Genomic DNA, 22,240 nt, shown 5'->3' with positions numbered 1-22,240 from the left:
TCTCAAAAACGATAGTGGTGACGGGCTGCCTACACAATCTCTTTATTAAAATGTCCTCTTGTGTCTGTTTCCTGATTAAAGACAGCATGATTCATTGTACCATTTAATTTGCCTGAGGCCATATTAATGACTTTCACAACCTGCTCTTTAGATTCAACGGTGAAGTTTAATCTGAGCGCCTCGATTCCTTTGATGCTTGGTAGCTCATCCAGAAGATTCAGCGTCTTCCCATTAAGGAGAGTCGTTGTACAATCATCATGGGAAAGGATTGGGAATGTTCCGTGCTCATCCTTTAACTCATAGCTCTTTGTTTTGCAAATTCGGCATTGATTCATTTTTTTCATCGGACAGTATTTTGTAAACATCAAAGGAGTCTTACCATATACAATCATTTCTAGGGCGGGATAGCCCTCATTTTCCTCATAATAGGCATTCATTACATCTTCAATTTGGCTTTTATTCAATTCATAGGATAAAGTGACCCGTTTTGCACCTAATTTATATAATTCATAGCAACTGGTAGCATTAACAACATTTAGAGAATAGTCCGTAACAAACGGATTCGTTTGTCTGTAGTGATAAATCCCGCCATATCCTCCGATTAGCAGCTGCCCTTCTTTGTCCTTATACCTATTCTGATTTCTTCTAACCACGTTTTCAAAATAGATTTCCTGAATTCCACTGCTCACGCAAGCTTCATACTGTTCCTTCGTCGTTACAGAGGCCGTAAGGTATGGTTTTACAGGGGCAAAGCTTATTTTTTCTTTTGCTTCCACAGCCTTGGTTCTTTTCTCTTGGCTGTTAAGCTTTAAATCATATAAGCCCAGGACAATATCTCTTCTTGCTGCATTTAACAGTTTAGCTGGAATAAACGCATTGCACTCCTCGTAATCCACATGATGAAGTTCGAATATCGTATCATTTAATCTTGAGAACTGCTTGATTACCTGGTCTTTTGTTGTTGGATTATTAATGGCTTCGCCTAGCATTTCCTCGCTTTCATATGAATAATGATGGCCCAAGCCCTCCGCATCTATACGAAGCTTTGAATCTGGACATGCATATACTCTAATATCCAGGGTAAACCGCTTAAATTCTTTTACAAGTGATGCTTCTAATTCTTTGGTATAGAAATAATCCTTCGTTTTATAGACTAGAGCTCCCTTAGACATCTTTTCTTTGATTTTGATATAGCAGACATCATCTGCTTTGTTGATTAATCCGCCATCTTTATCGTACAGTTTTGCAACCGTTAAATTAACATCTTCATGGTTGTGACTTATTCGGATGGTATCGTTTTGATTTAAAGGACGTGTAAGTGTTATTTCATACATGTCTTTAACAATCTTGCTGATTGTTCCAATTTCATAACCAAAGTTATTCGGTCTTGAGATGTTTGTAATATTTCTCTTATCTTCGCGAAATAAATATCCTTTCGTAAATGTTCGATTGAAGGTTTTTTTCAGATTTTCTTTGTCTTCTTCGGTGATTGTATGATCTAAGGCCATGCGATATTTGGATACAACATTAGCCACATACGTAGGATCTTTCATTCGACCTTCTATTTTTAAAGAATCGATTTCTTTTAAATCATCAATATAATCGATTGTGTTTAAGTCCTTCGTGGATAGAATGTAGCTTCTCCCTAAAGATGTATCTGTTGTCTTATCCATTAGTTCATATTCCTTGCGGCATGAGCCAACACATCTTCCGCGATTTGCGCTTCGATAGCCGATTAATCCTGACATTAGACAGTTTCCCGAATAAGATACACATAAAGCACCGTGAACGAAAATTTCTAAAGGGATTTCGGCTATTCTTTTGATCTCTTTTACTTTTTCCATCTCAACCTCACGGGACAGAACAACTCTCTTAGCACCCAGTTCTTTAAATAATAAAGTTCCGGCTAAATCGTCTATTCCCATTTGAGTTGAACAATGTGCTTCCATATCAAGAAAGTTTTTCACGATATAATCGAAAGCAGCCAGGTCCTGGACGATAATGCCATCCACACCGAGTTCATTTAATTGGCGGATCTGCTCTTTCATCTCTTCCACTTCGTTTTCGAAAACGATGGTATTCATTGTAATATAGATTTTAATATTCCTCAGGTGCGCATACGCAACAGCCTCTTGTAACGACTCTAAATCAAAATTAGAGGAGTATGCACGTGCACCAAATTTTTGCATTCCTAAGTATACTGCATCACAACCATTAGATATTGCAGCTTTTAAAGCTTCCATATTTCCTGCTGGGGCTAATAATTCAGTCATTTTTTTCTCCTTATGACCCATAAATTATAAAGAAGACGCTTGGACTGATGGAAGTGATCATGGTGCATGAGGCAGCGCGCGAACAGGCCATCACCATAGCTATCCTTGAGTTTATCCCGATGGAGCAGCATGATGCTGTGACCCAGCGCATGGAGGATGATGGAACAGATGCATGTGAGTCAGACTGTAAAGCGAATACAGAAGCGGTTGAGCCATAGTGATAACGGAGCACGCGCGGCGTAGAGAGGCAATAGAATATCATGCGTGAGGCACGTAGCTCGCACACAAATATTTAAAACCATGGCCGCAAGGTAATCCGACTATACGATTAAAATGGCATATTTGTTTGCTTGGCTAGATATTCTATTCATTCAATTGTTTAAGACTCGTCTGATCTACTATAATAATTTGGCGTTGACCTGTGAGCTTAATCCACCCTCGTTCCTGAAACAAGGCAAGCTTGCGACTTAGGCTTTCCTGCGTTGTCCCAATCATTACCGCTAAGTCTTTCTTACTAACGGGCAGTATGAGTACGTTATCCTGGAGGTGATCATTTTGCTGATCATGCAACATTTCCATTAAGACTTTTGCGATTCGTTGCTCAACATCATATAGAGTAAGTTGCTCTAGTTTATCTTCTGCCATTTCAATACGTTCTGTATACTTCTCAAGGAACTTGATTGCGATTTGGGGATTTCTCAACATTAAATCACTGATAACTTTACCTTGAATCAAACAAATCTCTGTAGGCTCCAATGCTTCAGCGGTGTTCGTTAATATTGCATGACTGAACAAAGACAACTCCCCTGTGAAATCACCCGGGCTAAGGATACGCACAATCTGCTCTTTACCTGCAGGGGAGAAGCGGGATATTTTCACACTGCCTCGATGGACTATCCATAAATTCGCTGAGGAATGCCCAGGAGAAAATATAGCTTCACCTTTTGTATACTGTTTACTAATAGAGGCGTTCATAACCTCAATCTTCTCTTCAGGCGATAAAATATCCAGAATAGGTACATTGTTGATACATAATGCTGAGGCCTGCCCCGGAACATACGGCTTACTCGGCCGATGATGATTGCATTCCATTACGGATCCCTCTATCCTTGGTTGATTGTATAGGTTGCCCAGCCTTCACACCTCTGTAACGTGTTAAACGAATCGCATTAATAATGACTAACAATACACTCAATTCATGCACGAGCATACCAGAAGCCATGAATACATTTCTAGTTAACACACCGATTAACAGAGCCACAACGATGAATACAGCAAAGTAAATATTTTGCCTCATATTATTCATTGTAGCTTGGCTAAGTCCCAGAGCGTATGGAAGATTCATTAGGCGATCTGACATAAGTACAACGTCGGCTGTCTCAATTGCGACATCGGTTCCTGAACCGCCCATAGCAATCCCTACATCGGCAATGGCTAGAGCGGGGGCATCATTCACACCATCGCCAACCATAGCAACGATATATTCTTTTTGCAGATCTTGTAATATTTTAACCTTATCCTCAGGTAACAGTCCCGCATAATACTGATCGATTCCAAGTTCAACCGAGACAGCAGCAGCGGCACGTTCATTATCACCGGTTAACATGACAACCTTTTTAACACCAGACTGTTTCAAGTTATGAACAAGTTTATAAGCATCAGTCCGTAAGACATCTGCAATAGAGATTAGCCCTAATACCCGTTCATCATTAGCGACAAAAACGACCGTCTGTGCTCTATTCTCCTCTTGAGATACGTGGTCGGCTACTTCTTGATCATATTGAATGTTATGGTCTTCCATTAACTTGCGATTTCCAATATATAGATGAACTCCTTCAACTGTAGCAGCTATCCCTTTGCCAGGCAACGCTTCGAACTGTTCTGCGGGTACAATCTTGAGGGCAGATCTTGACGCAGCTTCTGCAACGATGGCTCTGGCCAAATGATGCTCGGATGCATATTCTGCACGGGCTATCATCTGCAGGAGCTCATCCTCATTCATGTGTAACGCATTAATCCGCGTGACCTTTGGTTTGCCGATAGTGAGTGTGCCCGTTTTGTCAAATGCGACCACTTGAACTTTTTCCGCCTTTTCTAACGTCTCCCCCCCTTTAAACAGAATGCCGTTCTTCGAACCTTTACCAATTCCGGCTACGATGGAGACTGGAGCAGAAATAACCATGGCACCTGGGCAAGCAATAACTAACAAAGTCAGTGTTAACTCAATATTTCTAGTAAGGATATACACGATAATAGCTAATATAAAAATAGCAGGAGTGTAGTACCGAGCAAATTTCTCAATTAATTTCTGTGTGGGTGCTTTCGATTCTTGTGCTTCCTCAACCATATTTAGAATGCGGGCAAAAGTTGTGTCATTACCGACCTTATCAGCAATAATTTCTAAATACCCGTGCTCAATGATCGTTCCGCTGAACACCTGTGCACCCTTTTCCTTACTGACTGGAACAGATTCTCCTGTAATTGCTGCTTGATTGATCGTAGCTTGCCCACTCCGAATAGTACCATCCACCGGAACATTCTCACCGGGACGGACTAGAACAATTTCCCCTTGGATCACCTGATCAGGATACTCCTTAACCTCTATCCCATTACGCATCACAGTGGCCATCGCAGGTGCCAAATCCATCAATGCTTTCAATGAAGAGCGCGTCTTCTCAATAATTCTCGCTTCAAGATAGGAACCTAAGATGAATAGGAAGGTAACGGCTGCCGCCTCCCAATATTCCTGGATCATGATAGCGCCAATGACGGCTATCGTAACGAGCGCCTCAATGCCCAATATGCGATAACGTAAGGCTTGAATGGCATTCTTCATAATCGGATACCCCGCGCTAAGCGCGGCTGTAATCATGAGAATATCAGAGAATAACGCTAGCACGTTCCATAATTTCAGTAGAAAAGATGTAGCGATAAGCAGCCCGGCAATCACTATAACCCTTTCCTTCTTCTTTCTAGACATGATGCATCCCCCCTTATTTAATGTTTAGAATTTGAAAGCCCAGATCGGTGATAACTTTACCGACACCCGCAGCATTGACAATATTCTCATTGTGACTCACTTTTACCTTGCTTGAAGTGAATAGAACTTTTACCTCAAATACGCCATCTTTGTTGTTTAACGCTGTTTCAATTTTCTTGATGCAGCTAGGACAAGTAAGTTGTTCTAATTGGAAAGTAGTTGTTGTCATTGTAAATCCCCCTTAAAAGTGTAAGTTATCTTCTTGCTAATTTCAGTATAGGGTGAACCTTGTCATGTTAAATTGATATAGATCAAAATCGGAAATAATGTGTTGTTGTACATGATTGCTTTTGTGAAGAGCCAAAATGCGAGGTAAACGCGTCTCCGTGCGTGAAGTGCAATGTTCACGTCGTTGAGTATTGTGAGTATGAAGTGAGGTTTTATGATTAATTTAGGGGCGTCTTTGACACAATCTATTCGTGTGGAGGATGTCCTTTTTAACATTTTCCGACAACGAAAAAGGGATGGATAAGGGTTGAAGGTTTTTGCCTCGGGGGTGAAGCAGTGATTGTATCTGGTCAGGCATTAATCGAAGCGGGTTACGATTTATTTTTCTCTACTTTACTGAATCCACTCCGGCCCAACAAGTCCCCTAATAAATTAATCTGTCTAGCTTTAAGGGGTAAATTCAGCCCAACTACTCTCCGTATTAGTCCTCACCAAAAAAAGACCCGCATTAGCTCTTAAACAGCTAATAGAGTCTCATTTATTCTATCCCTAGCCCTACCTACCCTACCCGCCTATACCGTGCCTCCACGCTCTTATCACCGAGCAATTTAGCCGTCACTTGTGATACGGTTCTCCCCGATTTATCTTCACCGCGCGATAAATCTGCTCGGCCAGCACCAGCCGCATGAGCTGATGGGGCAGCGTCATGCGGCCGAAGCTCATGCGCTGCTGCGCGCGGCGCATCACCTCATCGGAGAGCCCGTGGCTGCCTCCGATGACGAACACGACATGGCTCGTCCCGTAGGTGCCGAGCCGGTCGATCTCCGCGGCAAGCTCCTCGGAGCTCCAGAGCTTGCCGTCGATCGCGAGCGCAATGACATGCGCCTCGCTCTTGATGTGCGCGAGGATGCGTTCGCCCTCGCGCGACTTGACCTGGGCAACCTCCGCATCGCTGAGGTTGTCCGGAGCCTTCTCATCGGCAACCTCGATGATCTGGAACTTCAGGTACGGCGTCAGCCGCTTCGCGTATTCGGCAATGCCGTCCACCAGATATTTTTCCTTCAATTTGCCTACGCCAATAATTTGAATGAACATAGAGGCCTCCACTTTGTAATTATTTATCCGCAATTGACAGCCCATTTTATATTGTATACAATTTAATTGTTTATAATATTATTTCTGCATACTCCTGACTATCCCACACCGAGAGGATGATTCAATTCATGAGCATTTATTCGTACACCGCCCGCAATATCCGCGGCAAGGACGTAGAGCTGGACCAATATAAGGGCAAGGTGATGCTCATCGTCAATACGGCGAGCAAATGCGGCTTCACCTCCCAGTATGCCGACCTCCAGAAGCTGCATGAGAAATACTCGGAGAGCGGCCTGCAGATCCTCGGGTTTCCGAGTAACGAGTTTGGTGAAGAGACAGGCACGAATGAAGAGGTCGACGTATTCTGTCAGATTAACTACGGAGTGAGCTTCCCCCTGTTCGAGAAAATTGCTGTGAAAGGCGGGAACAAACACCCGCTCTTCCGCCATCTGACGGAGCAGGCCGGGTTTGAGGGCTTTGATGAGGACAACTCCAATGCCAAATTGCTTAAGCTTATGCTCCTTAACCGTGATCCGGCTTCTCTTGAGGATGATGAAATCAAGTGGAACTTCACGAAGTTTCTGGTCGACCGCGAGGGGCATGTCGTCAAGCGCTTCGAATCCTTCGTAAATCCGCTTGATATTGAATCGTCGATTCAGGCCCTGCTTTAAGCTCTAGAGAGCAGCGGGGCCCCTCCCCGGGCGTTGCCTTAATAAATATACACATACACCTTGGTCCGCAGCGCATCCCCGCAGGTCAAGGTCCGGACCGGACGCCTGCCCGGAATGGCGAAGCATACGCTGATGACAGTTGCTCCATGGGCAAGCTCCTGCCTGAACTTCCCTTCCAGCTGCTTCATCGCACCGGGGTACAGGTAGCAGAGGACAATGTCGGCGTCCCGGTACGAATGCCGGTAAATGTCACCCCGCCGAAAATGGACTCTGCCGCGCAGACTTCCCCCCTCTGTTCCAGCCGTCCGGGAACGGACGGCCAGCCGGGCAAGCAGCTGTGAGCACCATAGCGGAATAGATGAGTTCTCGATACCCGTAAGTCTCTTTCCCGGACAGTGCCGGACAACATCAAGACCCATCGTCCCCCACCCGGAACCGGCCTCCACAATACTCGCGTAACCGGAGATCCGGTTTACTTCTTCAATGACCAGCCGTCTGACTGCTCTGGAAGCAGGCATAGGAGAGATACCATTTCTCCAGCTTCTTGCCGCCATCCAGGCTACAGCCAGCAGCACGGCAAAGGCAATCAGCCAGAGCAGCCATTCAGATAATGGCATACTCCACCTCCCTTTCCGCTTATAACAGCAGCTTAATATTCAGCTTATATCACAACAATCCCCTGCGCTTCGCGGTGAAGCGGCAGGGGATTTATTTAGCCAGCTATTCTAAGTACACCCGTTTACACAACCAGATATTCCGCATTCTTCTCGCATTCTGCACATTTCGCCGGCGGGTCCCAGTCCGAGAACTCGGTCTCCTTGAGGTCCACCACATCCGGTGCATCCTCGTATTCGTCCACGAATTTGTCGATGGCCAGCTCCACATGTTCCTTACACACTACATACATTCGATCAAGCATCCCTTTCTGTGCCGCGCTTCGTAGTCTTCCTACTTCTGTTCTACCACACTTCCCGGCAAAAAGGAACCTCCCGGGCCGCATTTTACCTGCACTGCGAGGTTCTGCCCGCCGGAGCACCCATTGTGTCTGTTGCCGCAACCGGCCCCTTACATTACACGACTTTTGCTGCTGCCTGCTCTTCTTCCTGCGCCCGCTCCTCAAACCGCTTTACATCCTCGCCAATGAGCTGCAGCGCTCCCCGCCAGAATTCCGGCGAATGGACATCAATATTCAGCAGCAAGGCTGCATCGCGAATGTTCGCAGTACCCGTGGCAGCCAGAAACGCCCGGTAGCGTTCGGGGAAATCGCCGCCCTGCTTCTTATATTGCGCATATAGCCCTTTAGAGAAGAGCAGCCCGAACGAATACGGAAAGTTCAGATACTCGTTGCCTGCCATATAGTATCCCGCCTTGCTGATCCACTGATACGGATGAATCGTGCCCGGGTCCACACTGTCACCGTAGGCGGCTGTCATGGATTCCAACATCAGGCGGTTCAGCTCAGCTACCGGCAAGTGACCGGATTTCCGCCGTTCGTACAGTCTGCTCTCGAACAGGTAGCGGGCGTAGAAATCGACAATGTAATACCCGCTGTCTGACAGGCTCCGTTCCAGAAGGGCGAGCTCCTCACCCGGTCCAGACTGGTTCAGCAGCTCCTCATGGACCAGACTCTCGCAAAAGATCGAAGCCGTCTCGGCAATCGGCACCGGATAATCACTGTTCACCATCGTCTGCCCGGTCAGACAGCTGCTGTGATACGCATGTCCGATTTCATGGGCCAGCACGCTGACATCGACCGGCTGGCCGTTGAAGCTGGTGATGATCCTGCTCTCGCCAAGCGGAAATATATCGACGCACATCCCGAAATTGCCCTTGCCGCTGCGCGGCTCGGCATCAATCCAGCGGCGCTCGAATACCTTGCGGGCGAAGCCACCCAGCTCTCCGCTGAAGCGTCCGAACGCAGAGCCGATGATGGCTGCGGCTTCCGGGTAGGAAATACTCCCGGAAGGCTCTGCGCCCAGCGGCGCGAACACATCCTGGAACGGCAATGCACCGGAGTGCCCAAGCAGCTCCGCCTTCTTGGCGTAATAGCGGTGGAAGACCGGCAGGCTCTCCGCCACCGCCTCCAGCATCACTTCGAGCGTCTCTTCATCCATCCTGGAGGCGGCCAGCACTTTGTGCAGCGGTGAAGCATATCCCCGCAGCTCATAGACCGCCGACGCTTCGCCGGTTACGGCATTCAGGCAGGCTGCGCTCTGCTCAGCCACACTGCGGCAGGCCTCCTGCTCGGCAAGAGCTGCCGCTGCTCTGACTGCCGGATCGGCATCATAGCCGAGATTCCGCAGCTCGGATAGAGACAGGCTCTGCTGTCTTCCCTGCAGCTCTACCTGGGTCCTTAAAGTGGACAAGGTCTGCATGTACAGCCGTTCCCAGGCTTTGGAGCCGGTCAGCTTCATCCGCGCAATGGCGGCTTCAGCCTCTTCTCCAAGCCGGTAACAGGACTGCTCCAGCAGTCCGTGCAGATAAAACCCGTGTTCGGCCACATACGTCGACGACCCTACGATCTCCTTAAGCTCCCGGCTGTCCAACTGCACCAGCCACTTGCTGAACCCGTTCAATCCTTCCTCGGCCTGAGCCAGTGTCTCCTCCAGCTCGTCCATCCTGCCGGCCGCTTCCTCATTTCCACCCTCCGCACTGTAGCGGAGTTCGGCGTAGCTGAACAGGCAGACATGAACGCTTTTATAAGCATTGTACTGCTTCAGGAAATTCTCAATCCGCACCGCAGCATCCTGACTATCTTGTAAATGGACTGTAGGCCAACGCTTCAGCTCAGCGGCAAGCTGCTCGGCCAGCTCCCGGTCCGCCTTGAATTTCTCCGACTGAAAGCCCGGGTACAGGCTGTCCAATTCCCATGTTAATTCCATATCTATAACATCTCCCTGTTCGCTTATGCTCACCTACAGGTATCATGTCGGTTTCATCGCATCTCACATGCTTACACCTCTTCTACTGTTACCTAAAGAACCGCTTCATTATAGCACGGCGGCCCATTTTAAAATGTGACGCAGGCCTTACGCCCTCTTTTCCCCGGCAAGCATAAGGGTTATGATAATTATAAATTCTGTCAAGTCAAGGAGTGTCTGCCATGATTAATCCGTCCATTACCGAGGGCGTCATCCGCACACGCACCAAGCTTCGCCAAGACTTACTGATTTCTATTCTTGATGAATTTGACGAACGCATTATGGGACTGGACCCGCAGAGCCGGGCCGAGAAATATCGCAAAATGGCGCAAAGCGCTTTCTCGTTCTACCGGGGCAGCGCTTATCTGTTTTATTTTGACGCTACGCGCCAGTACTTCCCCTACCACACCTCCGGGGAGCGGCCCACCTGGATTCAGGGCGACCTGCACTTCGAGAATTTCGGCGCTTTCCGCAGCGAAGACGGGGATATTGTCTATGATGTGAATGATTTTGATGAAGGTTATGTCGGCTCTTATCTGTACGACCTCCTGCGGATGTCCGTCAGCATCGCTCTCGTCGGGCGGCAGCTCGGTTACGATACCCGTGAGCAAACGGGCAGCATTGAAGAATATATTCAGGCCTATTACCGGCAAATCCGCCGCTTCGTCCAAGGCAAGGATGACCCTGAGAAGTTTCTGATGGACCACAAGCAAGCCAAAGGTCCGGTGCGCAAGCTGCTCCGCAAGCTGGAAAGACGGCGCCAGGGGCATTTTCTGGAGAAGGTGACCGCGCAGATGCAGACCGGACGTGTATTTCTGGAGAATACCGAGCTGGCCATTCCAGAGCTTGCCGAGCAGGAGCAGCTGGAGCAGGCATGGAGCTTCTACCTGGATACGATCCTCGCCCCCAAGGACAACAAGGACCACTACCGCATTAAAGACATCGCCGTGAAGCACGGGTCAGGCACTGCATCAATCGGTCTGGACCGCTATTATGTGCTGATTGAGGGCGACGCCGGAGCGGAAGAGCTGGATGATACCGTGCTTGAGGCCAAAGAGGTGCGCGTACCGGTGCCGGCCTACTTCCTCCCTTACTCGGAGTCGTTCTGGAATTTCTTCGGGCATCAGGGCAAACGGGTAGCGGCAACGCAGCAGGCCATGCATCACAAGGCGGACCCTTATCTCGGCTTCCTTACGCTGGAGGGGCGGTATTTCTACGTGCGGGAACGTTCTCCTTATAAGAAACGCCTGAAGCTTCAGGAGATCGCCGACCGTGAAGATATGGAGCGGGTACTGGAGAGCATGGGCCGCCTGACCGCGAAAATGCATGCCCGTGCCGACGCCGATGTCAACAAGGGCATCCTCGCCTATCACAGTGAGCGGGAAATCGCCGCTGCTATGGGCCCCGATAGCGATGCTTTTGCCAGGTATATTGCCGAATGGGCCTACGCTTATGCCAATCAGGTGGAAAAAGATTATGCCATGTTCACCGAATGGGTGAACGGGCGCTTTGGCGTTGGCCTGCCGGAGGTACCTGTACAGGATGAAGCGGTGCATGATGCGCTGGCACAGGAGGAGCTGACTCAGGAGGAGCTGGTGCAGGAGGAGCTGACTCAGGAGGAGCTGGCGCAGGAGGAGCTGACTCAGGAGGAACTGGTGCAGGATGCGGCGGTGCAAAAAGCAGTGGTACAGGATGGGGTGGTAGAGGATAAGCCGGTGCAGCAGGAGCTGGTGCAGGAGGAAGCTGTGACAGAAGACGCCATCCTGGAAGCGGTCCCCCGTGAGCAGCTGATCCAGGAGGAGGCAGCCGCAGCGCTGGAGGTAACAGCCCCGGCCGAGCGGGTCCAGGTTACACCTGTAGAGGGGGAAGACGTCCGGAGCGGGCCTGTTCATGGCGAAGACATACAGGAGCCGTCAGTAAATGCGGCGGGCACCGGGGATACTCCGATAGCGGAGAATACGGTCACCAATGCCTCAACTGAAGGAACGATAGAGAAGCCGAAGCCGGTCCGGAAAAGACGGTCCGGAAAGACTTCCACGCCCATTCAGCCCTCTTCTGGCAGCGATGCGCCCAAAGATCCCTTGCAGGCTGAAGAATAACCTGTGCCGCAGCGTACAGAGATAACTGGAAGCAGCAGGGCAAGCTCAGGACGAGCAGCCCTGCTGCTTTGTTGTTGGGAGGATAGGTAAGCTACGGGGATTAGGAGGACAGTATACCCTCACAGCATTTCTTGTACTTGCGGCCGCTGCCGCAAAGGCAGGAATCGTTTCGCCCGGGGAGCCTGCGGCCCCGCCGCAGCCACTCCTCGGTCCGCTCCTTCCGCCAGTAGCGTGCAAAGCTCTCCATCCGCTCGTAAGAGTAGCGGAACACCCTGCGGTAGCTCTCGCAGAATACATCGGGCTGCAGCGCCGCACCGTTCCGGGACCATTCCCGGTTCCGGGGGCAGCCGCCGTGGCAGAAGCGGAAGTATTCGCAGGCAGAGCAGGATTCGGGCACGGTTTGCTTTAAGGGAGCAAACTGTCTGTACGCCGGGCTCTCCAGAAGCCCGTCCAGACTGTCCGTCCCGGCATTGCCAAGCTGGTAGCTGCCATTCATATAGAAGTCACAGGGATATGCCTCACCTCCTGCTTCCAGCACCAGCATATTGGAGCAGGCCTCCCCATGCACACATGAAGAAGACGGATAACCGACATGCTGCGCTAACAGATTGTCGAAGAACCGCTCAGAGATCACCGGCCGGCCGTCATTGTACCAATAATCAAATACTCCGCACAGAAAATGGCCGTACTCTTCAGGTGTAATCAGGAACTGCGGCGGCAGATCCGGCTGCTGCGCCCGGAAGTCCATGCCCGGAATAAACTGAATAAAGTGAAAGTCCTGCTCCGCAAAAAATCTCAGCATCTCCGGTCCCCTGCCAACATTGCCTTCATGCACCACGGTAAGTATGTTGAATTCCACACGCTGCTCCTGCAAGTGGCGGATTCCCCGCATGACCTGCCGGAAGCTTCCGCTGCCGCTGGAGTATACACGCCGTGCGTCATGGATTTCCTCGGGTCCATCCAGACTGACACCGACCAGAAATCCGTGCTTTTTGAAAAAAGCCGCCCACTCCCCCGTTATCAGCGTCCCGTTTGTCTGTACTGAGTTGACGATGACCGTCTGTGGCCGGGCATATTTACGCTGCAGCGTGACGGCTTCCTCGAAGAAATCCAGTCCCGCAAGAAGCGGCTCCCCGCCTTGCCAGGCGAAGGAGGCGACCTGCCGGTTGCGGTTCATGATCTGCCGGATCATCGCCTCCAGCATCGTTGTCCCGATTCTCCGGCTCACTCCGCCCGGTTTGCCGCCGCATGTACTGTAGTAGCAATAATCGCAAGCCAGATTGCAATCCTCGGATACAGTCTTCCACATTACCCCCACATCTCCGGTCCACTTCGCCTCCATCTCACCCGTCTGCAGCATCTCCGCAGCTCCAGTCTGAATCACCTCTACAGCTCCAGCACCGGTGCTTGAAGTGGACCCTGTTTCTCTGCCCATAACGCATCCCCCTCCGCAGGCATCCATCTACACTTGTTGCAGTAACCTGTTTGAGGGTAATTATAATGCCAACTATGTTCATGGGAAATGTATTATTAGTGAACTCGATCATAAAACAAAGCCCCTCTCCTCCCGTAAACGGGCCAAAAGGGGCTTTTACTTTGGTTGTGTCTGCTCCGCGTTATTCCGCGGCTTGATCCATAACTCCCTGCGGGCGGTCCATTTCATACAGCTTGCGGTAACGCGGCTGCGTGGCCATCAGCTCCGCATGTGTGCCGCGCATCTCGATGACGCCGTTCTCCATGAAGATGACTTCGTCCATCTGTTCCGCGCCCACCAGGTGATGCGTCACCCAGATCAGCGTCTTGTCCTGCATGGCGCCGAACATCGTGGACAGCAGCTCACGCTCGGTGCGCGGGTCCAGCCCCACCGTCGGCTCGTCGAGCACGACGACCGGCGTATTCTGCAGCAGGATGCGCGCGAGCGCGATCCGCTGGCGTTCGCCGCCGGAGAACCGCTGCCCCGCTTCGCGCACCGGGGTGTCGTACCCCTGGGGCAGCGTGGAGATCAGCGCATCCAGCCGGGCGAGCGAGGCTGCCCGCTTAACGGCATCATCCGGCGCACCCGGATCACCGAGCCGGATATTGTTCGCCACCGTGGTGTCGAACAGATGCGGGCTCTGGTTCAGCACGGCGATGATGCCGGGGATGTGCTCGCCGTAGGCGGCCGCGTCCAGGCCGCCGATCTGCACCGTGCCGGCCGAAGGCGCCAGCACGCCCTGGATCAGCTTCAGCAGCGTGGATTTCCCCGCGCCGCTGCGCCCGATCACCGCGATCTTCCGTCCCTGCGGAATATCGATGCTTACATTACGGACGGACCACTGGCCGTCCGTGTCATAGCGGAATCCGGCATGGTCGAGCCGGATATGCACGCGCCCGCCCGCTTTGCCGGCGGCTGCCGCCCGGGCCGCTTGCTGCGCTGTCGCCGGCGTGACGGTGAACGAGGCAGCTTGCGGCATATCAGCCGCACTGCGCTCCACACCGTCCAGCCGCTCCAGCGAGCTGGCGTACTGCGGAAGCTTCTCGACCGCTTCCGACACCGGCAGGAAGGCATCCGCCACCGGGAATACCACCAGCGCGAACGCAGCGATCAGCGTTCCGGCAAGGGTACCCTCGGCATATTCCCCTGCCGCCCAGTAGATCAGCGACAGTACGGCGAGGCCGACCACGGCCTGCCCGATGAACATGCGCAGCCGCGCCCAGCGGCGCAGCGCACTGTCGGTGCGGGCAACCGCCTTCTCGTCCGCTTCATACGTAGCGACGAATTGCGCCTGCCGTCCGCTGATCATCCAGTCCTCCATGCCGAGCACGGCATCGGTCAGCTTCTGGTAGAGCCGGTTACGCTCTGTCTTAACCTGCCGCTGCCGCTTTTGGGTGAACAGCAGCGAGATCAGCGGCAGTACCACGACCAGCACCAGAATATAGAGCGCCATCAGCAGGGCGAAAGCCCAGTCGAAGGTGCCCAAGGCAATGACCGCAGCGCCGTAAATCAGGAGCGCGATGATACTCGGAAATACCGTACGCAGATAGACATTCTGCAGGTACTCGATGTCGTCTGCCAGCATGCCGAGAATATCGCCGGTACGGAAGCGCGAAGACAGGAACAGCGCCTGCGGCTCCAGAACCTTGTACAGCCGGATGCGCATCTTGGAGAGCACCCGCAGAATCGTATCATGACCAACCAGCCGCTCCACGTAGTGGATAACGGCCCGGCTGGTCCCGAAGGTGCGCACGCCGACGATCGGCACGTAGATCATCAGAATATTCTCCGGCGGTATCGAAGCCTTGGAGATCAGAAAGCCCGAGGTGTACATCAGGGATGAAGCCGAGAATATGGTCAGCGCACCCAGGGCAATAATCAGCAGGAAGCGCCAGAAGTAACCTGAAACATATGGGGCAAACCATCCTTCGCGTTTCATCGGACTCCCTCCCCTTGCGCCTCAATCAGCTCATAATATACACCCTTGCGGGCCAGCAGTTCACGGTGGGTGCCGGTTTCGGCCACCCGCCCCTGCTTCATGACAATAATCAGATCCATGTCGACCATCCAGTGCAGGCGGTGCGTTGCCAGGAACACCAGCTTGCCCGCGAACAGCGGCAGCATCGTTTCCTTCAATTCGTATTCCGTCTCAATATCCAGGTGAGCCGTCGGCTCGTCCAGCAGCATCACCGGACGGCGGCTCACCAGCGAGCGGGCCAGCGCCACGCGCTGTTCCTGACCGCCGCTGAGCGAACGCCCGCCGCTGCCGATCATCTCGTTCAGCCCGCCGGGCAGCGACTTCACAAGCTGCGACAGCCCCGAAGCCGACACAACAGCGGCTACCTCTTCCTCCGTAGCCTCCGGATGATAGAAGCGTACATTATCGGCCAGCGTACCGCTGAAGATGTACGGCCGCTGCGGAATATAAGAGGTCTGCTTCCGCCAGGCTTCATCGGTCAATGCGCTGAGACGCTGACCGTTCAGCACCAGCTCGCCGGAGGAGGGATGCAGGAAGCCGCCGAGAATATCGATCAGCGTTGACTTCCCTGCGCCGCTCTCTCCGATAATGCCGATCTTGGCGTTGCCTTGAAACGCAAGATGGACTCCATCCAGCGAAGGGATGCCTTCGGCTTCATATTGCACACCAAGGCCCCGCAGCTCCAGAGAACTATCCGGCCTCCAGGAGAATACAGAATCCCCGCGCACAGCCACTTCAGCCTGTCCGGCTGCTTCCGCATCCAGCAGCTTCGCCTGCACTGTATCGCGGTCGATAATATCCTTCATGGCTTCGCCGGCTTCCTTGCCGTCCAGCGTTGCATGGAAATCAGCACCGACCAGCCGCACCGGCAGGAAATACTCGGGCGCCAGAATCAGGATGGTCAGACCCGTGACGAGTGTCATTTGTTCGTTGACCAGTCTTAGACCGAGGCTGACCGCTACCGAAGCCACGGACAGCATGGTGAAGAAATCCATGGCAAAGGACGACAGAAAAGCCACTCTGAGCGTCCGCATCGTCGCCGAGCGGTAGCTGTCGCTGACCGTGGCGATGCTCGCTGCGTGGCCGCGGCTGCGGCCGAGGAACTTCAAGGTCTCCAGACCGCGCAGCGAGTCCACGAAATGATTGGAGAGCGTGCGGTACGACTTCAATTGGCGGTCCATCTGCTTGCGGGCGGTAACACCGATCAGAATCATGAACACAACGATAATCGGCATCGTCAGCGTCAGGATAACTCCGCTCGCCGTGTCCAGCGTATAGACATAGACCAGCAGCAGCCAAGGTGTGATCCCCATCCCTACCATACGGGGAATGATCAGCTCCAGATACGTCCGGAACTTCGTCACTCCCTCCAGCACCATCGTGACCAGCGTTCCGGTTCCCCGGTTGCCGGCGAGGCGCGGTCCCAGTTGGAACAGCTTGTCCATCATTTGTCTCCGCATGCTGCTGCCCGTCGCCTCTGCAAAAGCATAGGACACGCGGCTCATCAGCATCGCGCAGGCATGGCGGACCAGAAACGCAAGAAGGAACAAGAGCGATTCGGCCCCTTGTTCCTTCAGCGGTTCTCCCGCGAACAGCGCGGAGACAACCCCGGCCAGCGACTTCGCCAGCAGGATAATGGATAAGCTTTGCACCAGGGTAAGGAAGCCCACGATCAGGAAGACCGGCTTAACTCCTTTGTACCCAAGCAAATTTTTATCCATCAGTATTCCAGATGCTCCTTCTCGTGAACCCGTTTATGGAAAATGAAATAACTCCAGATTTGATAGCCCAGCACGAACGGCAGCAGCGACAGGGCTACAATTGTCATCACCTTCAGCGAATAATGTCCGGAGGCGGCATTGGTAATCGTCAGGTTGAACGCCTGATCGATGGAGCTGATCATGACCCGCGGGAACAGTCCCACGAAGATAGACAATACCGACAGCGCCATCACGGCTCCGGTCATACCGAACGCCCAGCCGTCTCTCTTCTTGCTCATGAAATAACCCGACAGCACGAACGCGGCAATGCCCAGAACAACCAGTACCCACAGCAGGGCTCCGCGCTGCTCAAAGATGTCAGTCATGAAATACGTCATGACCACGAAGATAACCAGTAGTGCAGCCAGCGGCAGCAGCAGTGTCCGTGCCAGCTTGCGCGCCCGCGTCTGCAGATCGCCGAACGTGCGCAGTGTGGTGAACATCAGGCCATGCACCAGGCAGAGCAGAACCACTGTAATTCCCGCTGCAACGGTATATCCGTTTACGATATCAAAGAATCCGGCACGCATCTGCATCTCGCCGTCAATCGGCAGCCCCTTGATAAAGCTGGCGAACACAACCGCCAGCAGGAACGGCGGCAGCAGACTGCCGAAGAAGATGCAGGCATCCCAGGTTCTCCGCCAGGCCACGGAATCGCGTTTGCCTCTGAATTCAAAGGCGACACCGCGGGCTATCAGCGCAAGAAGCGCAAAGACGAATGGAATATAGAAACCGCTGAACAGCGTCGCGTACCAGTCCGGGAAAGCGGCGAACATCGCACCCGCACCTGTTAAGAGCCATACTTCGTTGGCATCCCAGAACGGTCCGATCGAGTTGATCAGCACCCGGCGCTCTGTATCATTCTTGGCGAGGATCTGGGTTTCCATTCCTACCCCGAAATCGAAGCCTTCCAGGAAGAAGAAGCCGATAAACAGTACAGCAATCAGTACGAACCACAGCTCATTAAGAGAAAGCATGCGACGATCCCTCCTTGTTATATGGATCATGCGCTTCGCCATGATCGTTGTCCATGGCATAAGGGCCTTTTTTGATGACCTTGATGAAGAGTCCGATCAATACAGCGCCAAGAATAGCGTAAATGGCTGTAAAAGAAATAACCGAGAACAGCACCTGTCCTGCTGTTACATTCGGCGATACACTGTCTTCCGTCGTCATCAGCCCGAATACCGTCCATGGCTGGCGTCCAATCTCGGTCATAATCCAGCCGGAGGTGTTGGCAATCGGCGGCAAGAGCAGCCCCCAGAACATAAAGCGCATAAACCAGGTATTCGGACGGTCCATTTTTTTACGCCAGATCAGATACATCGCATACAGCCCCAGCACAACCATCAGCGATCCGGCGGCAACCATAATCCGGAAGCTCCAGAAGGTGGTCCGCACCGGCGGGATATAATTGCCCGGTCCATACTGCTGCTCATACTCCGCCTGCAGTGTATTCATCCCTTTAACATCACCGGAGAATTTACTGTAAGACAGGAAGCTCAGCAGGTAAGGAATCTTGATTTCCCCGCTGTTTGATTTATTCTCAGGGTCAATGTTCGCCGTAATCGTCCAGGCTGCCGGATCACCGCTATCCTCCCACAGGCCTTCGGAAGCCGCCATCTTCATCGGCTGGGTCTCCACCAGATATTGTGCCTGGGCATGGCCCGCAACGGCTACGCCGATGGAGGACACAATTCCGACGATTGCGGCAATCTCAAACGATTTTCGGAAAAAGGCTACATCCTGCTTCTTCAGCAGCTTATATGCACTGATACCCGTCACCAGGAACGCGCCTGTTGCATAGGCAGCCAGCACCGTGTGCGGAAACTCAACCAGTAATTGTCCGTTCGTAATCAGGGCAAAAATATCGTTCATTTCAGCACGGCCATTGTTGATCTCAAAGCCGACCGGATGCTGCATGAACGAATTGGCAGCCAGAATCCAGAAAGCCGACAGCATCGTGCCGAAGGCTACCAGCCAGATCGACAGGAGATGCACCTTCTTGGAGACTTTGTCCCAGCCAAAGATCCAGATTCCGATAAACGTTGATTCCAGGAAGAAGGCAAGCAGGGCTTCCACCGCCAGCGGAGCGCCAAAGACGTCGCCTACAAAGCGGGAATAATCTGACCAGTTCATCCCGAACTGGAACTCTTGAAGAATCCCTGTTACTACACCTACTGCGAAGTTAATGAGGAAGAGCTTTCCCCAAAACTGCGCCATTCTTTTGTACTCCTCGTTGCCTTTGCGGACATACATCGTCTCCATGATTGCGATCATGAGCGCAAGTCCGATGGACACCGGTACAAAGAAATAATGAAAAATCGTCGTCGACGCAAACTGAATGCGCGACAGCATTACTGTATCCATATTTCGCCCCTTCCTTCTCCCCATTTCATATGTCTATTCTGTCAAAAGATTAACAGGCATAGTGTGATATTTATCACATTATACGCCTGTATTCAGGGGTAAAAATAATAAATTTGTGACAAATATCACAATATTGTCTGTAGAAAGCAAAAAAAATGAGACGGTTTTATGCCGTCCCATAAATTCACAGACTATGTAGATTTTTATTATAAGGGTTGCAGTCAGGTAATGGAAATGCCTTTCTTCTGCGTTTTGGAATCGCCGCTTGAATTCAGCAATTGGGGCAGCATCTTGGTGCTGCGAACCATAGGGGCATGACAAAGGGGGCAGACTGGTGTTTCCTCGAACACAAAGTTATCCCTCATCCATCCGTTACAGCCGTCATTGGTGCAGGACCAGATCGCTGTATCCACTTCCGGTATTTCCTCCAAAGGCTTTTTTCGGTAGTTCATTTGCCGATCCTCCCTCCTGTACTTCGCCTGTGTCTTATGAGCCGGGCAAAGCGGGTAATAGTATACAAAAAGACCGCCCCGCGTGAAGCGGGGCGGTTCCTTCTATTATTACAGTTTTACAACGTTTTCGGCTTGTGGTCCGCGGTTGCCTTGAACAACGTTGAATTCAACGCGTTGGCCTTCGTCCAAAGTTTTGAATCCGTCGCCAGTGATTGCGCTGAAGTGAACGAATACGTCGCTTCCGCCTTCAACCTCGATGAATCCGAAACCTTTTTCTGCGTTGAACCATTTAACTGTACCTGTTTGCATGTGTGTTACCTCCACAAATTTAAATTAATATGTTCTTTTTATCTTCAGACAAAGAAAAAATTCACACATTGAAAAGGGTTGTAAGCAGTTGACAGCCCTTTTCAATACGAGAATCAGGTATCAAGACTACGATTATTCTAATGTTACCACACCTTAATAACAAAGGCAAGATGGTTTCCGAATTTCTACGGTTATGCTCTATTTAGGTTGTTTTGCCAATGTAAATGCTATCAGCACTTTAATGTCACCCAATTTAATACTAATTACCCTGCCTAACCAGTCTTGAAACAGCTGCCGCTCCAAAAAAATATGGGCCAGCTGGTTCCTGCCGGCCCACTGCTTTGTTATTATATACCGCATCTGCGGGAATTATTCCTCCGGCTTCTCCAGAAGTTTCACCGTCACCTGATGCATCTCACCGTTACGGTAAAACGTAATTTCCAGATCATCGCCGATCTTCGTCTGTTCATACAGGTATTTGCGCAATGATAACGTAGAGGTTATCTGCTGGTCATTGAACTTGGTGATTACATCGTTGAACTGCAGGCCCGCTTCTTTGGCCGGCCCCACCGAATCCAGCACCACAGCGCCATCCTTAATGCTGCTAGGCAGGTTGAGCTCCTTGACCTGATCTTCTGCCAGCGGCACATACGGATTGTTCAAATCCACCGAATATACTCCAAGATACGAACGGGCAATGCGGCCGCTCGTCACCAATTCATCTGCCGTCTTCATAACATGATTGACAGGAATCGCGAACCCGAGTCCTTCGACCCCGGTATCCGAAATCTTCATCGTATTGATTCCGATTACTTTGCCGTCCAGATCGACCAAGGCGCCGCCGCTGTTGCCTTCATTGATGGCGGCATCGGTCTGGATAACCGCCTGCTCCCAGTCATACACGCCGTCCTGATTCAGCGATACCGGAATCGTCCGCTCGGTATAGCTGACAATACCCGAGGTGAGCGAGTCTCCCAGTCCGAGCGGATTGCCGATGGCAATGACCGTCTCGCCGAAGCGCAGCTGTGAAGAATCACCGATCTGCGCCACCGTATTGATTCCCTTGGCCTCAACGGACAGTACCGCGATATCGGTTACCTTATCCGTCCCGATCAGTTCCGCTTTGCGCGTCTCCCCGTCCACAGTAACCACTTCCAGCTTGCCTGAGCCGTCAATGACATGGTTGTTGGTAATAACATAGGCATTCTTGTCGTCTTTTTTATAAATTACGCCCGAGCCCAGCGCCGACTCGTCGAGAATATTCAATTCTTCATTGTCCTCTTTATGATTAATAATACTGACGACCGCAGGGCGGACAACCGCCGCAGCCTGAACGAGCCGCTCATAGGGATCTTGGGCGCTGACCGCCTGGCTTGCTACCGGAACAGCTGCCTCAGGCTTATCCCGTGTCAGCTCTCCAGTCACCAGACTGAACAGCAGTACAGCGACTACTGCACTGATTACAGAGCTGATCACAGATACTTGCCATGTCGCCAGACCTCTGCGCTCCCTGCGCGACCAGCTGCGGCTGTCGCTTAAGCCTGAAGTCTCCTGCTTTCTACCAATGCGCCGCGGCACTTTGGTAGAATAGAAATCGTCGTCAAACAGTCCCACCGTTCATCCTCTCCCC

At 51.7% G+C, this 22,240-nt stretch carries 19 protein-coding genes; 3 read left to right on the top strand and 16 right to left on the bottom strand.

Annotated elements, in window-relative coordinates; translation table 11 throughout:
- Window positions 1-29: 29 nt before the first annotated feature.
- The gene (locus tag F1379_RS18965; RefSeq protein WP_150272706.1) at window positions 30-2,273 is read right to left on the bottom strand and encodes a U32 family peptidase; all 2,244 of its coding nucleotides are present in this window, start codon (window positions 2,271-2,273) and stop codon (window positions 30-32) included.
- 47 nt (window positions 2,274-2,320) lie between these two features.
- Here F1379_RS18965 and F1379_RS29810 point away from each other — a divergent pair, with 47 nt between their 5' ends.
- The gene (locus F1379_RS29810) at window positions 2,321-2,491 is read left to right on the top strand and encodes a hypothetical protein (RefSeq protein WP_162551212.1); all 171 of its coding nucleotides are present in this window, start codon (window positions 2,321-2,323) and stop codon (window positions 2,489-2,491) included.
- Window positions 2,492-2,636: 145 nt separating this feature from the next.
- Here the strand turns inward: F1379_RS29810 and F1379_RS18960 are convergent, their stop codons facing one another.
- From F1379_RS18960 to rlmH, 4 genes are all read right to left on the bottom strand, one after another.
- Window positions 2,637-3,365 (bottom strand): Crp/Fnr family transcriptional regulator, encoded by a 729-nt coding sequence (locus F1379_RS18960; RefSeq protein ID WP_150272704.1) that lies wholly within the window; start codon window positions 3,363-3,365, stop codon window positions 2,637-2,639.
- A complete protein-coding gene (locus tag F1379_RS18955) occupies window positions 3,337-5,253 on the bottom strand; it encodes a heavy metal translocating P-type ATPase (protein ID WP_150272702.1) in 1,917 nt (638 codons plus the stop codon). The genes F1379_RS18960 and F1379_RS18955 overlap by 29 nt, the downstream gene beginning before the upstream one ends.
- Window positions 5,254-5,266: 13 nt before the next feature.
- The gene (locus F1379_RS18950; RefSeq protein ID WP_150272700.1) at window positions 5,267-5,482 is read right to left on the bottom strand and encodes a heavy-metal-associated domain-containing protein; all 216 of its coding nucleotides are present in this window, start codon (window positions 5,480-5,482) and stop codon (window positions 5,267-5,269) included.
- A 614-nt stretch (window positions 5,483-6,096) separates the two neighbouring features.
- Complete coding sequence (rlmH, locus tag F1379_RS18945) at window positions 6,097-6,576, bottom strand: 23S rRNA (pseudouridine(1915)-N(3))-methyltransferase RlmH (RefSeq protein WP_150272909.1); 480 nt, start codon at window positions 6,574-6,576, stop codon at window positions 6,097-6,099.
- Window positions 6,577-6,704: 128 nt separating this feature from the next.
- On the opposite strand from rlmH, the gene F1379_RS18940 reads away from it, so the two are divergent.
- Window positions 6,705-7,247 (top strand): glutathione peroxidase, encoded by a 543-nt coding sequence (locus tag F1379_RS18940; RefSeq protein WP_150272698.1) that lies wholly within the window; start codon window positions 6,705-6,707, stop codon window positions 7,245-7,247.
- A gap of 38 nt (window positions 7,248-7,285) precedes the next feature.
- Here F1379_RS18940 and F1379_RS18935 read toward each other — a convergent pair whose 3' ends face one another.
- The 3 genes from F1379_RS18935 to F1379_RS18925 form a co-directional block, all read right to left on the bottom strand.
- Window positions 7,286-7,864 (bottom strand): class I SAM-dependent methyltransferase, encoded by a 579-nt coding sequence (locus F1379_RS18935; protein ID WP_150272696.1) that lies wholly within the window; start codon window positions 7,862-7,864, stop codon window positions 7,286-7,288.
- 122 nt (window positions 7,865-7,986) lie between these two features.
- On the bottom strand, window positions 7,987-8,154 hold the full coding sequence (locus tag F1379_RS18930; RefSeq protein ID WP_082452016.1) for a CxxH/CxxC protein: 168 nt from the start codon (window positions 8,152-8,154) through the stop codon (window positions 7,987-7,989).
- A 163-nt stretch (window positions 8,155-8,317) separates the two neighbouring features.
- Window positions 8,318-10,129, bottom strand: a complete 1,812-nt coding sequence (locus F1379_RS18925; RefSeq protein WP_150272694.1) for a M3 family oligoendopeptidase — start codon at window positions 10,127-10,129, stop codon at window positions 8,318-8,320.
- 221 nt (window positions 10,130-10,350) lie between these two features.
- Between F1379_RS18925 and F1379_RS18920 the strand changes: the two genes are divergently transcribed.
- The gene (locus tag F1379_RS18920) at window positions 10,351-12,267 is read left to right on the top strand and encodes a DUF2252 domain-containing protein (RefSeq protein WP_203457132.1); all 1,917 of its coding nucleotides are present in this window, start codon (window positions 10,351-10,353) and stop codon (window positions 12,265-12,267) included.
- Window positions 12,268-12,367: 100 nt separating this feature from the next.
- On the opposite strand, the gene F1379_RS18915 is transcribed toward F1379_RS18920, so the two are convergent.
- The 8 genes from F1379_RS18915 to F1379_RS18880 all read right to left on the bottom strand — a co-directional run bounded on the left by F1379_RS18915 (window position 12,368) and on the right by F1379_RS18880 (window position 22,224).
- A complete protein-coding gene (locus tag F1379_RS18915) occupies window positions 12,368-13,702 on the bottom strand; it encodes an anaerobic sulfatase maturase (protein ID WP_239004735.1) in 1,335 nt (444 codons plus the stop codon).
- 181 nt (window positions 13,703-13,883) lie between these two features.
- Window positions 13,884-15,680: a thiol reductant ABC exporter subunit CydC gene (gene cydC, locus F1379_RS18910; RefSeq protein ID WP_150272691.1), complete on the bottom strand. Its 1,797-nt coding sequence runs from the start codon at window positions 15,678-15,680 to the stop codon at window positions 13,884-13,886.
- Window positions 15,677-17,440 (bottom strand): thiol reductant ABC exporter subunit CydD, encoded by a 1,764-nt coding sequence (cydD, locus tag F1379_RS18905; RefSeq protein ID WP_150272689.1) that lies wholly within the window; start codon window positions 17,438-17,440, stop codon window positions 15,677-15,679. Before cydD ends, cydC begins: the two co-directional genes overlap by 4 nt.
- Window positions 17,440-18,456 (bottom strand): cytochrome d ubiquinol oxidase subunit II, encoded by a 1,017-nt coding sequence (gene cydB / locus F1379_RS18900; RefSeq protein ID WP_150272687.1) that lies wholly within the window; start codon window positions 18,454-18,456, stop codon window positions 17,440-17,442. The genes cydD and cydB overlap by 1 nt, the downstream gene beginning before the upstream one ends.
- Entirely contained in the window at window positions 18,443-19,849 is a 1,407-nt protein-coding gene (locus F1379_RS18895) for a cytochrome ubiquinol oxidase subunit I (protein ID WP_150272685.1), read from the bottom strand. Before F1379_RS18895 ends, cydB begins: the two co-directional genes overlap by 14 nt.
- A gap of 221 nt (window positions 19,850-20,070) precedes the next feature.
- Window positions 20,071-20,301 (bottom strand): cold-shock protein, encoded by a 231-nt coding sequence (locus F1379_RS18890; RefSeq protein ID WP_150272683.1) that lies wholly within the window; start codon window positions 20,299-20,301, stop codon window positions 20,071-20,073.
- 108 nt (window positions 20,302-20,409) lie between these two features.
- The gene (locus F1379_RS18885; RefSeq protein WP_019914582.1) at window positions 20,410-20,610 is read right to left on the bottom strand and encodes a cold-shock protein; all 201 of its coding nucleotides are present in this window, start codon (window positions 20,608-20,610) and stop codon (window positions 20,410-20,412) included.
- 369 nt (window positions 20,611-20,979) lie between these two features.
- On the bottom strand, window positions 20,980-22,224 hold the full coding sequence (locus F1379_RS18880) for a S1C family serine protease (RefSeq protein ID WP_150272680.1): 1,245 nt from the start codon (window positions 22,222-22,224) through the stop codon (window positions 20,980-20,982).
- Window positions 22,225-22,240: the final 16 nt, after the last annotated feature.

This window comes from Paenibacillus tepidiphilus (genome assembly GCF_008635795.1).
Lineage (GTDB): Bacteria > Bacillota > Bacilli > Paenibacillales > Paenibacillaceae > Paenibacillus_AQ > Paenibacillus_AQ tepidiphilus.
The sequence above is the reverse complement of the archived record's forward strand: the minus strand, read 5'-3'. Positions and strand labels throughout refer to the sequence as shown.

What these genes read in the sequence shown, in the direction of transcription:
- F1379_RS18965 (WP_150272706.1), bottom strand. Translation starts at nt 2,273, where the DNA reads ATGACTGAATTATTAGCCCCAGCAGGAAATATGGAAGCTTTAAAAGCT.
- F1379_RS29810 (WP_162551212.1), top strand. Translation starts at nt 2,321, where the DNA reads ATGGAAGTGATCATGGTGCATGAGGCAGCGCGCGAACAGGCCATCACC.
- F1379_RS18960 (WP_150272704.1), bottom strand. Translation starts at nt 3,365, where the DNA reads ATGGAATGCAATCATCATCGGCCGAGTAAGCCGTATGTTCCGGGGCAG.
- F1379_RS18955 (WP_150272702.1), bottom strand. Translation starts at nt 5,253, where the DNA reads ATGTCTAGAAAGAAGAAGGAAAGGGTTATAGTGATTGCCGGGCTGCTT.
- F1379_RS18950 (WP_150272700.1), bottom strand. Translation starts at nt 5,482, where the DNA reads ATGACAACAACTACTTTCCAATTAGAACAACTTACTTGTCCTAGCTGC.
- rlmH (WP_150272909.1), bottom strand. Translation starts at nt 6,576, where the DNA reads ATGTTCATTCAAATTATTGGCGTAGGCAAATTGAAGGAAAAATATCTG.
- F1379_RS18940 (WP_150272698.1), top strand. Translation starts at nt 6,705, where the DNA reads ATGAGCATTTATTCGTACACCGCCCGCAATATCCGCGGCAAGGACGTA.
- F1379_RS18935 (WP_150272696.1), bottom strand. Translation starts at nt 7,864, where the DNA reads ATGCCATTATCTGAATGGCTGCTCTGGCTGATTGCCTTTGCCGTGCTG.
- F1379_RS18930 (WP_082452016.1), bottom strand. Translation starts at nt 8,154, where the DNA reads ATGTATGTAGTGTGTAAGGAACATGTGGAGCTGGCCATCGACAAATTC.
- F1379_RS18925 (WP_150272694.1), bottom strand. Translation starts at nt 10,129, where the DNA reads ATGGAATTAACATGGGAATTGGACAGCCTGTACCCGGGCTTTCAGTCG.
- F1379_RS18920 (WP_203457132.1), top strand. Translation starts at nt 10,351, where the DNA reads ATGATTAATCCGTCCATTACCGAGGGCGTCATCCGCACACGCACCAAG.
- F1379_RS18915 (WP_239004735.1), bottom strand. Translation starts at nt 13,702, where the DNA reads ATGGGCAGAGAAACAGGGTCCACTTCAAGCACCGGTGCTGGAGCTGTA.
- cydC (WP_150272691.1), bottom strand. Translation starts at nt 15,680, where the DNA reads ATGAAACGCGAAGGATGGTTTGCCCCATATGTTTCAGGTTACTTCTGG.
- cydD (WP_150272689.1), bottom strand. Translation starts at nt 17,440, where the DNA reads ATGGATAAAAATTTGCTTGGGTACAAAGGAGTTAAGCCGGTCTTCCTG.
- cydB (WP_150272687.1), bottom strand. Translation starts at nt 18,456, where the DNA reads ATGCTTTCTCTTAATGAGCTGTGGTTCGTACTGATTGCTGTACTGTTT.
- F1379_RS18895 (WP_150272685.1), bottom strand. Translation starts at nt 19,849, where the DNA reads ATGGATACAGTAATGCTGTCGCGCATTCAGTTTGCGTCGACGACGATT.
- F1379_RS18890 (WP_150272683.1), bottom strand. Translation starts at nt 20,301, where the DNA reads ATGAACTACCGAAAAAAGCCTTTGGAGGAAATACCGGAAGTGGATACA.
- F1379_RS18885 (WP_019914582.1), bottom strand. Translation starts at nt 20,610, where the DNA reads ATGCAAACAGGTACAGTTAAATGGTTCAACGCAGAAAAAGGTTTCGGA.